The 13,875-nt window shown below is 60.4% G+C and carries 11 protein-coding genes; all 11 read left to right on the top strand.

The genetic code is table 11. The annotated features are described in order from the left end of the window. The first annotated feature begins 131 nt into the window (after positions 1 to 131). The 11 genes from N008_RS06715 to N008_RS06670 all read left to right on the top strand — a co-directional run bounded on the left by N008_RS06715 (position 132) and on the right by N008_RS06670 (position 13,823). Positions 132 to 1,133, top strand: coding sequence for a sugar phosphate nucleotidyltransferase (locus tag N008_RS06715; RefSeq protein WP_044014720.1), 1,002 nt, complete (start codon positions 132 to 134; stop codon positions 1,131 to 1,133). A gap of 266 nt (positions 1,134 to 1,399) precedes the next feature. After that, positions 1,400 to 2,770, top strand: coding sequence for a hypothetical protein (locus N008_RS06710; RefSeq protein ID WP_044014719.1), 1,371 nt, complete (start codon positions 1,400 to 1,402; stop codon positions 2,768 to 2,770). 167 nt (positions 2,771 to 2,937) lie between these two features. Beyond that, on the top strand, positions 2,938 to 3,330 hold the full coding sequence (locus tag N008_RS06705; RefSeq protein ID WP_044014717.1) for a hypothetical protein: 393 nt from the start codon (positions 2,938 to 2,940) through the stop codon (positions 3,328 to 3,330). A gap of 189 nt (positions 3,331 to 3,519) precedes the next feature. Continuing rightward, positions 3,520 to 4,968, top strand: a complete 1,449-nt coding sequence (locus N008_RS06700; RefSeq protein WP_044014715.1) for a hypothetical protein — start codon at positions 3,520 to 3,522, stop codon at positions 4,966 to 4,968. A gap of 102 nt (positions 4,969 to 5,070) precedes the next feature. Next, positions 5,071 to 5,547: a hypothetical protein gene (locus tag N008_RS23040; protein WP_156109060.1), complete on the top strand. Its 477-nt coding sequence runs from the start codon at positions 5,071 to 5,073 to the stop codon at positions 5,545 to 5,547. 34 nt (positions 5,548 to 5,581) lie between these two features. Beyond that, positions 5,582 to 9,046 carry a hypothetical protein gene (locus N008_RS06695; RefSeq protein ID WP_044014713.1) on the top strand — a complete coding sequence of 1,155 codons (3,465 nt, stop codon included), beginning with the start codon at positions 5,582 to 5,584 and terminating at the stop codon, positions 9,044 to 9,046. 88 nt (positions 9,047 to 9,134) lie between these two features. After that, positions 9,135 to 9,518 carry a DUF6678 family protein gene (locus N008_RS06690; protein WP_044018408.1) on the top strand — a complete coding sequence of 128 codons (384 nt, stop codon included), beginning with the start codon at positions 9,135 to 9,137 and terminating at the stop codon, positions 9,516 to 9,518. An 89-nt stretch (positions 9,519 to 9,607) separates the two neighbouring features. Continuing rightward, positions 9,608 to 11,038 (top strand): hypothetical protein, encoded by a 1,431-nt coding sequence (locus N008_RS06685; protein WP_156109056.1) that lies wholly within the window; start codon positions 9,608 to 9,610, stop codon positions 11,036 to 11,038. Between the two features lie 135 nt (positions 11,039 to 11,173). Next, positions 11,174 to 12,634, top strand: a complete 1,461-nt coding sequence (locus tag N008_RS21410; RefSeq protein ID WP_052381279.1) for a hypothetical protein — start codon at positions 11,174 to 11,176, stop codon at positions 12,632 to 12,634. A 12-nt stretch (positions 12,635 to 12,646) separates the two neighbouring features. Next, the gene (locus tag N008_RS23035; RefSeq protein WP_156109054.1) at positions 12,647 to 13,123 is read left to right on the top strand and encodes a hypothetical protein; all 477 of its coding nucleotides are present in this window, start codon (positions 12,647 to 12,649) and stop codon (positions 13,121 to 13,123) included. Between the two features lie 22 nt (positions 13,124 to 13,145). Further along, complete coding sequence (locus N008_RS06670) at positions 13,146 to 13,823, top strand: hypothetical protein (protein ID WP_044000722.1); 678 nt, start codon at positions 13,146 to 13,148, stop codon at positions 13,821 to 13,823. Positions 13,824 to 13,875: the final 52 nt, after the last annotated feature.

The following is a 13,875-nucleotide window of genomic DNA, read 5'->3' as shown; positions in this document are numbered from 1 at the left end:
CAATATGGCCGGGTATGCTGAAACAGGCGGCCTTCTGCCGGCAAAGTACGAATTCGCGCCACAGCGGTTGTGTTTGGCGTTGCTCCCGCCTCGATTCGCTATTTTGCGGACTTACGCCACGCCAGTAGTTCATGAAAGCCATTATTCCCGTCGCGGGCATTGGGTCGCGCCTGCGCCCGCACACGCACACGCAGCCCAAATCCCTGGTCCCGGTAGCCGGCAACACCATCCTGGGGCATATTATCGACCGGCTGAGCGTGGCCGGCGTTCAGGAGTTTGTCTTTATCATCGGCTACCTCGGCGAAAAGATTGAGAGCTACGTGCGCCGCCAGTATCCGCAGCTACGGTGCTCATTTGTCGTACAGGAGCCGCGCGAGGGCATTGCCCACGCCCTCTGGCTGGCACGGGAGCAGTTCCGCCACGAAGCCGACGGCATTCTGATTCTGCTCGGCGACACCATCGTGGACATCGACCTGCCACATATGATGGCCATGCCCGGCAACGTGCTGGCAGTGAAAGAAGTGAAGACGCCTTCGTTGTTTGGGCTGGTGGAAACTGGCGCTGGTGGCCGCGTGACGAAAGTGGTGGAGAAGCCGCGCATTCCGAAGTCCAACTACGCCATGGTGGGGCTCTATAAGATTGCCAACCCCGACTGGCTGGCTTCGGCCTTGGAGCGCATCATCGACCAGGACCAGCGTACCCACGGCGAGTTTCAGCTCACGGATGCCCTCATGCTCATGATTCAGGACGGGGCCGAAATGACCACCACGCCGGTGGATAACTGGTTTGACTGCGGCCGCAAGGAGAGCCTGCTGGAAGCCAACGCCCGCCTGCTCAATCGCCCCGAGTTCCTGAAGCGCCGTGAGTACCCCGAGTTTCCGGATACCATCATTATCCCGCCCGTCAGCATCGGCCACGACTGCCAGATCAGCGGCTCCATCATCGGCCCTAACGTGGCCATCGGCGACCGGACCATCGTCAAGAACACCATCCTGACCGACTCCATCATCGGCTCCTACTCCGAGCTGCGCTCCGCCGTGATGCACGACTGCATCGTGGGCTCCGACGCCCTGTTCCGCGGCACCCGCCACAGCCTCAACATCGGCGACAACACGGAAATCGACTACAGCTAGGGGAGAGTAACTGCGTAGCGGAGTAACGGAGTAATCGTGCTGCCAGGTAGCTAAGTAGCGCGAACTTTGTAGTTCGCGTCCCCGCGCCGTTCGGGCAGGTTCTTCTTGCGGCGTGAATACGCGAACTACAAAGTTTGCGCTACTGCCAACGACGTAGCGGAGTAATTGAGTAATTGTGCTGGTTGACAGAACAATTACTCAGTTACTCCGCTACTCAGTTACTCTCCATGTATCCGCTGCGGGCAGATTGTCGTTACTTTAGCCCGATGCGCTACCCGACCTCCTTCCCCCGCCTGCTGCCCGCCCTGGGCCTGACGCTGCTCCTGCTGCCCGGCTGCTACTCCCGCTCCGATATGAAAGGAGAGGAGGCCGCCGCGGATACCAAAACGGAAACGCCGGCTGCTACGCCCGCCGCCACGCCGACGCCCGATGCTTCCGAAGAAGCTACTGATGTGGTCAGTGGCGCCGCTGCCCAGCCGTTGCAGGCCGTGAACGTGTTCCTGGAAGTATCGGGCTCGATGGAAGGCTTCATGCCCAAAACCGGGGCCAGCGGCGAGAATACTAAGTTTCAGCAGCATGTGGCGCAGCTGCTCTCGGAAATCAACCGGACGCCGGCCGCCCGGAAAAAGGCGTTTTTCCGCATCAAGGAGAAGCCTTACGCCGATACCTACCAGGGTATTTCGGCAACGGTGCGCAGTGGTATTCAGCAGCCAGCCAAAAGCACCGAGTTGCCCGCCGTGCTCGATACGCTGATGACGCGCTACTACCAGCCTAGCACCGTGAGCGTGCTGATTTCGGACTTCATCTACTCCCCGAAAAACGCCGGGGCCATTCCCTACATCAAAACCGACATTACTGACGCCCTGCAGCGCAACGGCGCGCAGCCGGAGCTGGCCGTGTCGGTGTACGGTTACACCTCGGATTTCCGGGGCACATACTACCCAGCGCTGAAGGCGGCCGGTAAGAAAACGGCCTGCTGCGACACCGAAATTCCCTACTACATCTGGGTGCTGGGGCCGGCGGCGGCGGTGCGGCAGTTTGATGCCGCGTTGCTGGAGCAGCAGCCCGCAAAGCAGGCCCACTTCGGCGTTACGTACCCAAGGCCGGCGTATTCGCTGCTGAGCAAGTTCCAGAATAAGGGCAGCTGGTACTACGGCGACGCCGGGGCCAGCAAGCGCACCGCCGACGCCTACCGCGTGGTGGCCGTATCGGAAGCCTCGGCGCAGCAGCCGGTGGAGTTTGTGGTGGGCCTGAACCTGGCGCAGATGCCCGGCCAGTACCGCGACGTGGCCTACCTTAAGCAGAACCTGACCCTGCAGGGCGTGGACACGGATGCCAAGCTGCTCGACGTGCAGGCTGCCTCAGCCCAGACCAAGGCCAGCAGCGGCCCGGAAAGCAAGTTCACGCACTTCGCCAAAATCCGCCTCACGAAAGCGCCCAAAGCGGCCCGCCCGTTGGTGCTGCGTCTCCAGGACCAGCGCCCCGCCTGGGTAGCCCAGTGGACCACTCGCAACGATGGCACGCCCGCGCCCAAAACCTTCGCCCTCATCTCCCTGCTCGATGGCCTGGAGCCGCAGGCGGCCGGGGAGAAGCGCCCGGTGTTTGAGCTGCCCCTGACCGTACAGCCCGCCGAGTAGTAGCGCGAAGCCTTTGCTTCGCGTACAAACGCACACTGCTCGCCACATTACTTGGCACGATAGTCGTTCAACACCGCGCGAAGCAAAAGCTTCGCGCCCCTGACAATTTCGCCCCTCGTCGTATCGTTCCATCACCCGCGAAGGGAAACTTCGCGTTACTTCCTTTCATGAAAGCACTCTTCCGTTTCCTCTACGAACTCATCGGCGCCCCCCAACCACCCGCCGATACCCCCGTGTACCGCGACGTTATCTTCCCCAACCTGGGGCTGCTGAACCTGGGCGTTTCGCTGGGGCTGGTGGTGATGTTCTATCTGCTCATCAACCGGGCCATGGGCGTGGCTACCTTCAACAAGGGCCGGCACTGGGCCATCTTCCTGGGTCTGAATGCGCTGATTTCCTTCTTCGTCACCATCTGGCAGACCAACGCCCAGCAGGTCACCGACCACAGCTACATCTACTGGCTGGCCACCTGGAACGCCATCCTGGGTATGTTCTGGTTTTTCCTGTTCTCCATGCTGCTCAAGCGCGCCTCCACCAACGCCAGCACGACACCGTTCTAGAGCTAAAGCTAAAAGTTAGTTCCCCTCCTTGGAAAGGAGGGGCTAGGGGTGGTTGATAATCGTTGGACGATGACGTTTGGGTTGTTTTGATAAACAACATCAGCAACGAATCAACCACCCCAGCGTCGGCTAAAGCCGCCGCGTCCCCTCCTTTCCAAGGAGGGGAGTTTTGTTCAACATCAGCAACTCATGGCTAAACTCTTTTTATTCGGTATTGGCGGCACGGGTTCCCGCGTGATTCGCTCGCTCACGATGCTGCTGGCGGCGGGCGTGGACCTGCCCAACTGCGACCGGGTGGTGCCCATCATCATCGACCCCGACGCGCACAACGGCGACATGAACCGCACGGTGCAGCTGCTGCAGAGCTACCAGCAGATTTACAAGCGCCTCGGCCCCCGCGAAGAAGGCTTCTTCAAGACAGACATCAGCACGCTGAGCGGCATTTCGCAGGACGTGAACGGCTCGGTGAAGGACACCTTCATCTTCGACTTCGGCGGCATCAACCAGAGCTTCCGGCAGTACCTGAGCTACGACGGGCTGAGCGTGGACTCGAAAGGGTTGGTGGATCTGCTGTTTACGCAGGATAACCTGGAAAGCCCGCTCACCATTGGCTTCCGCGGCTCACCCAACGTGGGCAGCATTGTGCTGAATAAGCTGGTGGAAAGCCCGGAAATGCGGTTTTTCGCCGATAATTTCCAGGACGGCGACCGGGTGTTCTTCGTGTCGAGCATCTTCGGCGGCACGGGCGCGGCGGGCTTCCCGCTGATGCTCAAGAACCTGAAGGATTCGAACACCCGCCTCAGTAACGCCCGTTACCTGCGCGACGCCCCCACCGGCGCCGTGACGGTGATGCCCTACTTCGCCCTCCAGAGCGAGGACAACGCCGTCATCGACTCCAACAACTTCCTCACCAAGACCAAGGCGGCGCTCAGCTACTACGAGCACAACCTGCAGGGTCTCGACGCGCTGTACTACCTCGCCGACACGCCCGACACGCCCTACGAAAACCAGCCCGGCGGTACCCAGCAGAAGAACAAGGCCCACGTGATTGAGCTGCTGGCGGCCCTGAGCATCGTGGATTTCATGCGCTACTCGCCCACCGAGCTGCGCACCGGCGGCCCGCACTTCCACGAGTACGGCCTACAGACCGACGCGCCGGAAATTCAGTTCAGCCACCTGCCCGATGAGACGCGGGAAATCATGGCCAAGCAGCTCACGCAGTTCCTGTACTTCACGCGCTACCACAAGCAGCACCTGCCCACCGACAAAGCGCCCTACGCCGACAATCTGAAGCTGGACTACGCCATGCGCAACGAGCCCATCTTCCGGGAGCTGAACACCTTCCTGCACAGCCAGGACTCGGGCGTAGACCAGTGGCTGCAAGAGCTGGCCCAAAACCGCCGCGCCTTCCGCCCCTTCGACCTGCAGACCGACGACTTCAACGCCATGATCCTGGGTAAGCCGGTGGAAAAGAAGTGGAACGACTTCTTCAACAAGGGCCTCAGCCACAACTACCTGCTCGACAACCTCAACAAAACCGAGAAGTCCATCCAGGAACCCGACAACTTCCGCAAGCTGCTGGAGCTGTTCTATAATGTGACCGATAAGGCGTTTGAGGAGAAAGTGAAAGTGGTGTAGAACGAAAACTCCCCTCCTTGGAAAGGAGGGGACGCCGTGCCGAAGGCGCGGCTGGGGTGGTTTGCCCGCGCGCTGATGTTGTTTACCTGAATGACTTGTAGGATGAGTATCAAGATTAAAGGCTTGCTTCTATTAGGGTTCTTAGCAGGTTTTCTTGTGCTACAGGTTTCTTCGTCTTCCTCTAGTCGTACCCATGTGCAACAGGGACAATTAGAACTTCAGAAACTAGAAGCAGCTAATGTCACATCAGTCACCTTAGCGCCTTTTCCTTCCAGGCCATCTATCGTTAATAAAGCTGTAGTCATAAAAGACTCAACGTTTATCAACACGCTGGTACGCTATTACAAGGGCTTATCTAAATACCGAATAGGCCAAGGGCGAATACCTGGCGACTGGGAGGTAGAAGTAGTCTTCTCATTTGCAGACGGTAAGAAATTGTCGTCTCATATTTATCACAATGAGTACGCTACCCTGACTTTTATTCCGACTACAGAGAAAAATGCTTTCGGTGGGTATGATGATCTGTTTGCGGATAACCCGCAGCATGATATAGGCAGATTGCTAGAGAATTATCGTTAGAACCACACCCAAAAAAGACCTTTCCAAGCAGCAAATGGCCAAAGTCCTTCGCTTACATAACAACGGCTCCCAGCAGGTGCAGGGCTGGCAGAAAACCGCCCCCGTCACCAGCACCGAAATCAACACCGTGACCGACCCCGCGGGGGGCAAGTCGCGCAACCTGGCCGTGAGCATCCCGACGCCGTTTGCGCGGATGCACCTGTTTGAAACGGCTTTCGACTTCCTGGCCCGGGAGGGGCAGCGCAACCCCGGCTCGGTGTACCACGAGCTGACCACCCACTTCTGGGATTTGCTGGAGCTGCTCTACAACTACCACCTCTACACCCAGGCCGGCCGTAAAATCACGCTGCGCCGCTGGAATGCCGAGGCCGAAATCCGCCGGATGCGGCAAGACGAGGGCACGCGCCTATTAGGCGAAACCCTGCAGCTGTACATGCAGGACGAGCGGTTCCGCGACTTCTCCGACATGTACCTGGTGTACTATGAGTCGCCGGAGCTGGCGGGCGGTACGCGCCTGCTGGGCGGTACCTCGCCGCTGACCATCCTGTTCACCGGCCCCGCCGTGACGCCCCTGGACCTGGAGCGGCCCCAGGCCCGCGGCCACTACTTCGACCAGCAGACCGTGCTGCTCGAAGACCGCGACCCGCAGTTCCGGGAGTTCGTGTACGAGCTGTTTCTGGCCTATCCGCAGCTGCAGCGCCGCGAGTTTGCCGGTAGCGTATACGCCGGCCTCGACCGCTCGAAAATCAACCAGCTTCAGATGCAGGGCGACCGGAGCGCCCAGCAGTTTGCCGCCCGCTACCCGGCCCTGGCCGACGTACAGGGCAACCTGGTGAGCGTGAAAGGCGTGCCCCTGCCTGGCCGCGCCGACCAGTCGGCCGTGACCAGCTCCGACCTGTTCATCCAGCCCACCCGCGAATCGACGACGGGCCGGCCGCGCCCGTTAGTGCTGCGCCCCAACCTGACGATGCCCGGCGCCAACTACCTCAACGGCCAGCCCTGGGACGACCGCACGCCGGTGCCCTACTACGACGAGGTGGCGCTGGAAAGCCGCGTGCTGCCCGGCAAAGGCTTCAAGTACCCCTACCTGACGGTGGGCGACCTGCTGGAAGACTCCCTGGTGGAGCTGCCCTACGAGCTGAACACCCAGCGCTTCCACACCGGCAAAGTCACGTTCCAGTACGGGGCTGATGGTCAGGGCCGGGCGCGTTTTCCGTACCTGCTGCCGCTGAAACAGGCGTTTTTTGAGTATTTCACCGAAAACGAGCTGGCCGAGCTGCTTACCTTCACCATCGACCTGAGCCACGTGCGCGTGCAGCTGCGGGTGCCGGTGCAGGCGGGCCGCTTCATCACCTTCGAGCGCAGCTACTACCATAATCCGCAGAACCCCAAGGACGCCCAGGGCCGCGAGATTCTGGAGAAGGGCCGCATTGTGAAGGCCGCCGTGGGCGTGGGCGTGTTCCCGTTCTACAAGGTGCGCTACCAGCCCGAGTACAATGACCTCTACAAAGTGATGCTGGTGGATGCCGACAACGCGCCCACCATGCTCAACCGCCGCTACGACCTCACGTTCTTCGTGAATGGGGAGCGAATTACGGAGCAGGGGGCCGCCCGCCGCGCCACCCGTTATGAGCGCACCCAGAAGAGTATGGCTACTGCCGGCAGCACTTACTATGAAGTCACTGGCACCCACTTCGACCTTGCGGAGTTGACCTGCCCGCCCGCCACCATCGGGGCGGAGCCGGCCCGGGGCCTGCTGGTGCCGCGCTGGCGCGAGCTGGACCGCGGCACCCGCCGCTTCACGTTTGCTGTCGACTTCGGCACCACCAACACCCACATTGCCTACGCCGATTCGCCGAGCGCCCATCCGCGCCCACTTACCATTGGCGAGGCCGATGTACAGGTGGAGTGGCTGCACGCGCCGGTAGCTGATCAGGGGCTTTCGGCCGCGCAACGCTACCGTACGGGCGCCGGCCAGATCTGGGACAACATTGCCACGCTACAAAACCGCGAGTTTGTGCCCTCGTTCGTGGGCGAAGGCGGCTCGGTGTATGAGTTTCCGATTCGGACGGCCGTGTGCGAAACTACGTCGTTTGCCAACGAGCCGGCCAAGGTGCTCAGCAACATCAACATCGGCTTCAGCATCAACACCGAAAACACGGCCGAGCTGCCCCAGAACCGGTTCGTGACCAACCTGAAGTGGTCGGCCGAGCTGGACCCGCAGGGCGTGGCCCGCATTGAGGCGTTTTTCCGGGAAATTCTGCTGCTGCTGCGCCACAAGGCGGCCTTGCACGGTGGCATCTTGGAAGACACCCGCGTGGTGTGGTTTGCGCCGCTGAGCTTCGATGGGTTCCTGCGCAACCAGTTCCAGCAGGTGTGGGATGAGTCGTTCCAGCAGGTGTTCAAAACGCGCCGCGCTACTATCTGCCTCACCGAGTCGGTGGCCCCGTACTACTACCTCACCGCCACCAACCAGGTAGTACCCAACCGCGACGAAAACGTGGTGAACATCGACATCGGTGGCGGCACCACCGACTTGCTGCTCTTCGCCGACCAGAAACCGGCCTACAGCACCTCGTTCCGCTTCGCCGGTGATGACCTGTGGGGCGATGGCTACGCCCGCGTGCAGGGCGCGCCCAAGCAGAACGGCCTGCTGCGCCTCGGTGTGGGCCACGTGGAAAGCCTGCCCGACTCCGAGCAAAACCAGGAGTACAAAGGCTACCTGCGCGCCGCCCTCAGCAATACCGATTTCGGCTCCGCCGACGTGACCAGCCTGCTGTTCAAGTACGATGATGCCCTGCGCTTCACCCAGGCGCTGGGCCTCGGTAAGGGCCGGCAGCTGCGGGTGCTGTTCTACCTGCACTACACCAGCATCATCTACCACACGGCCCAGCTTACCAAGCACCTCGGCCTTAAAACGCCGCGCTACCTGTGCTTCTCGGGCAAAGGCAGCCTCTACCTGCGCCTGCTGGCCGGCGGCAGCTCGCTGGTGGCCATTGAGAAGATTACGAAGGCCATCTTCCAGGCTGTGACGGGCGTGGAGCCGCCCCATAACTTCCGCGTCATCCTGGCCGACAACCCCAAGGAAGCCACCACCAACGGCGGCGTGCTGTTCGAGGAGAAAACCACCACCGACTACGACAACATCAAGCCCGTGAAGTACAGCGGCGCCGTGGAAGGCACCGAACTCAACCAGCAGCGCCTCAAACTAAACCAGGTAGATGCCGAGCTGAAAAACACGGTGCTCGACAACGTGCGCAACTACCTCACCCTCGTGCTCGAAGGCGACGACGTAGCGCCCTACCTGCGCGAAGTAGGCGTGGACGTGGACCGTCAGCGCGTGAAAGACATCCTGCTCCGCGAAATCGAGGACAGCCTGAGCCTGGGCCTGCACCAGTTCCAGCGCCAGCTTTCCAGCGACGAAACTCTGCCGGAAACCCTGTTTTTCTTGCCGCTGAAACAGGCGCTGTACAACCTGAGCCGCGAACTGCAGGCGTAACACTACTGGCGCGGTGGCCCAGGGTTGAAACCCTGGGCTAGGCAGCGGCTATGCTTCTGAAAAGATTAGCAGTAAAGTGTCTGGTCTTATGCAAAATGACAAGCTAACGGAGTTCATTTTCGCGAACCAGCTTTCATCCGTCATGAACCGGACGAAATGGAAGGAACTGGCGCAGGAAATGACTTCTCATCCAGAGTTCAATCCGGAGGTACGCATCAAGTATTTGGATGACCCGGTGGCTGGGAGTAGCTTTTGTCACCTTGACTGGGAATGGGTCAAGCTCGGGGATGCACGAATAATAGAGTGGATAGAAATTGATTCGACCCGCCGAACCTATGTGGGGCAGTTGGTAGATAAGTCCACTTCTGATTTTAGCTCGTGGGTTCGACAGGCTTTGTGTAAACACTCCATTCCATTTGACGAGGCAGAAGGAATCTTCAGAATAAATGGCTACTTGAAACCGAATAGTTGATAACGGCTGCTCCCGCTTATCCTTCCGCTGACTAGCCCAAGGTTTCAACCCTGGGAACCAGGTCCGTTCCTTTCTACCCCCAACACCCTATGACCCTTTCCCGCCGCGTTGCTTCTTTGCTTACCGGCCTGCTGCTGCTCGCGGCGGGCGGCCATGCCCAAACACCCCTCGGCCAGCCCACGCTGGAGGAGCGCAAAGTGCAAATCTGGTGCGCTACGGCCAAGTTCGTATACGAAGACACGGGCCACCCGGAACTGAAAAGCCAGTTGAAATGCGGCGGTCCGCTGAAGGAGTTTGCCGGCAGCATCAAGGCCGATGAGCAGCGCGTGTACTCGGCGCTGTACCAACCGCTGGAAGTGCAGGGCGTGATGTACAAGGGCCTGGGCTCCGACAACTCCCGCCTGCAGACGCTGGTGCGCGAAATCATCAACCGGCTGCGCACGTCTCCTTCGCGCAAGGGCAATGCCGCCCGGCTGGCCGGCGTAACGAAGCTGGAAACGGCCCTGAAAAACTACCTCGACCAGGGCACGCCCATCGGCGACCTGCCCGCGGCCGAAGCCGCCGCCGAAACCGAAACCGTGGACACCACCGCCACCACCGACGAGGCCACGGCTGCCGCCCCCGGCGACGCTGGTCTGGACGAGGCGGGTGTGGCTACTCCTACACCAGCCGCCGCATCCGGGGCCGGGGAAAGCCTGATGAACAAGTTTTTCGGCCCTCTGGGGCTGATTCTGGCCCTGCTGAGCCTGGTGCTGTACGCACTGATGCGCAAGAGCCTCGGGGAGTTTCAGAAGGAGCTGAGCGCCCGCATCGACAAACGTCGGGACGAAATTCTGGCCCTGCAAACAACGCCCGGCAGCAGCAGCAAACCCGCCGAGCGGTTCTCGCCGGCCCAGCTGCGCGAGTTGGAACAATTGATTCAGCAGCGCGTGGAGCAGGAGTTGCAGAAGCGTCAGGCCGCGCCTAAAGCCAACGTAGCTCCCGCTGCCCCGGCTCCGCAGCCCGTAGCGCCTGCGCCGGCCCCGGTAGTCCCACCCGTACCGGCTGCAGCGCCCGCGCCGGCTCCGGTGCCGCCCACGGTTGCCCCGGCTGCCCCGGTAACCAGCCCCGCCGCTCCGCAGGAGGAGTTCGACAGCCTGATACCGCCCGTGCAGCTGCCAACTGCGCCCGCCGCTGCCCCGGCCGTATCCGCCGCCGACCTGCCCCGCACGCGCTACGTGAAGGTACCCGTAAACGGCGTGTTCAACGAGTACGACTTCTCCGACGAGCCCCAGCACGACAGCATCTACGAGATTCACTTGGACCCGCAGTGGCCCGAGCTGGCCACGTTCAGCGTAACGCAGAACCCCGCCGTGCACGCCTACGCCATCCAGAGCGCGCAATATTCCCTGCGTGAAGCCTGCAAATACCAGCAGCCCGCCGGTCCGGTCACGCGCATCGTGACGGAGGAAGAAGGCGTGCTGCGCAAAGCCGCCGGCTCCTGGCAGATCGAGCAGAAAGCTGCCATCCGGTTTGAGTAGACACCGTCTGTCATCCTGAGCTTGCGAAGGACCTTTTTACGTTTGAACGAACCTCGTAATAGTGGCTTGTTCTAACGTGATAAGGTCCTTCCTTCGTCAGGATGACAGCGTGGGAATGCCGTACTTTACTGTTCTATGCTTGAAATCATCCTCGAAGTTCTGGTGGTGACCGTGGTGGTGGGGCTGCAGATTCGCACGTTTCTGCGGACGCGGGCCAATGCCCGGCGACTGGCCGTGCTGTATCCGCCCAAGGAAAGCCTGCGCGTGGAGCACCGCATTGTGCTGCCCGACGGCCGCGACCTGCCCGAGTACGCCGCCGACGCCCCGCCCGAATCCTTCGCCTCCAACCTGCTCAAGGCCGAAAACGCCTCGCCCGAGTTCCAGGAAATCCTACTCGATACCAACGACTACCTGCGCCACAACAAGGGCGCAGCGGCCGATTTTGGGATTCTGAAGGACATTTCGGAGCGCCAGAGCGAGGTGCTGGACAATGCAGTGCAGGCCGAGGTGGCCACTCCCCTCTACCTGGGGCTGCTGGGCACGTTTCTGGGCGTGATTCTGGGCCTCGTGGGCATTGCCCGCAACGGCGTGTCGGATGAAAACGCGCTGACGCCTTTCCTCACCGGCGTGCTCATTGCCATGACGGGCTCCTTTGTGGGGCTGCTGCTCACGCTGCTCGGCAACGGCGTGCTGCGCCAGGCCCGCCACCAGCTGGATCGGCTCCAGAACCAGTACTACACCTTCCTGCAGGCCCGCCTGCTGCCGGTGCTGCACGCCGATATGGCCAGCTCGCTCACCAACCTCAAGTCGGTGCTCGATGCCTTCAACCAGCAGTTTGTGGGCCAGGTGGAGCTGTTCAACCCGCTCATGGAGAAAGTGACGCAGAACATCCGGGTGCAGAGCGACTTCTTGGAGCGCCTCGACACCATCGGCTACGACAAGATGGCGGCGGCCAATATTCTGGTGTTTGAGAAAGTGCGCGAGTCGGCGGAAATGTTCAGCGCCTTCACCGGCTACCAGCAGCGCCTGAACGAGATGCTGCAGAACGGCTACCACTCCGCCGAGGCCGTGAACAGTATTCTGGACCGGCTGCGGGGTTTCGAAAAAGGTATCAACGACCTGGGCCAGTACATCGGCGGCAACAACAACTCGGTGCAGCTGATGCTGGATTTCTTCCAGAAACACCAGGTGGAGCTGCGCAACCTCAAGGACCGCGCCGAGCAGCACATCGACCAGGCCGGCGTGGGCCTCGCCGACGTGATGAACAAGCGCCTGGCCTACAACGAGCGGCAGGCCCAGCTGGCCTACGAGAAGTGGCAGCAGTATTTCGAGCAGCTCAACGCCGACAACGTCTTCGAGAAGCTGCTGAAACAGCTGGAGCCCTTCCAGAACCTCAACGTGCAACAAGCCGACCTCAGCCGCGACGTCACGGCCACCCAGCGCGAGCTGCTGCGCAAAATCGAATTGGACTCGCAGGTGCAAGCCAAGCTGCTGCTGGAACTCTCCAGCCTGAACACGGTGCTGGTGAAAGCCACGTCGAAGAACCGTTTCCAGCGGTTTATGGACAAGCTGTTTGGCGGGGTGAAGCCGCAGTAGCCCTTAGCGTTTATGAAGAAGTGTCTAGCGGTTTTAGGATTTTGTCTGAGTTCTTCATTCGTCGGGTATGCTCAGCAAAGCGGGATAGTCAGAGTCAAAATTCCTGCTCAGTACAACAACCTGTACAACGATGAGCTTATCAAACGATTGATAATTCGTCCGGACGTTGATAGGACGAAATACATCTTTGCCGCCGACACTATTGTGAAGACACTGGAAGTATGCGGAGGTAACGGCGTTTATTATTTTGGACGGAGCGCGACCAACCACACGTCTGCTAATTATCGGGTTGTTATCAAGGTTGGAAATGAATTGCAATATGCTCAAAATGGCAGAGGCCAGCTGGAGCATAGGCAACTCGTTAACAACTACTATTCGAAGATCATTAGTGATAAATGCGTCACTTACGACTCCTCTGTTTCATTGAAAAAGCAGGTTGTTAAGTTGATTGAAATCAACAATGTAAGGACATCTAGCAACAGGTTTTAGAACATCGTATTGCCTCCTTTTCATGAACAACGCCACCTCCAACAAACGCCAAAGCAACGACTTCTTCTGGCCCAGCTACGTGGACCTGATGACGTCCTTGTTCGTGGTGATGCTGGTGCTGTTCGTGTACAGCTTCAAGCTGTTCAAGGACCGGGAAGGGGAGCTGAAGCAGGCCAACGGCGAGCTGAAAGCCAAGGCCGCCGAGCTGGAGCAGATTACCAAAATCCGACGCTCCCTGCAGCAGCTGGAGGGCCGCTACTTCCGCTACGACCCCACCAACGAGCGGCACGAGCTGCTGGTGCCCGTGCAGTTCAAAGCCGGCCGCGACGAAATCCAGGACAGCTACAAGCCTGCTCTGCTGCAAGCCGGCCGCACCCTGCGCACGGTGCTCAAGAGCATCAAAACCGACCAGCCCGTGCGTTACCTCGTGATAGTGGAGGGCATGGCCGCGCGCTACCCCCAGGGCGACCCGCGCAACGCCCGCGAGGAGCAGACCACCTACCAGCTCAGCTACCGCCGGGCCCTCAACCTGCTCAACCTCTGGAAGCAGAACGGCCTCAATTTCGGCCAGGACCGCGGCATCGAGCTCATCATTGGGGGCAGCGGCTTCTACGGCACCGGCCGCTACCAGGGCCGCCGCGAAGGCGACAACAAACGCTTCCTGATTCAGGTGATTCCGAAGGTGGGGCGGATGCAATAAGCCTCTCACGCCCCAGGGCTGAAGCCCTGGGCTACGTAGCGTTGACATGATG

This window comes from Hymenobacter sp. APR13 (assembly GCF_000737515.1).
GTDB lineage: Bacteria > Bacteroidota > Bacteroidia > Cytophagales > Hymenobacteraceae > Hymenobacter.
This window is presented reverse-complemented; position numbering and strand designations above follow the sequence as displayed.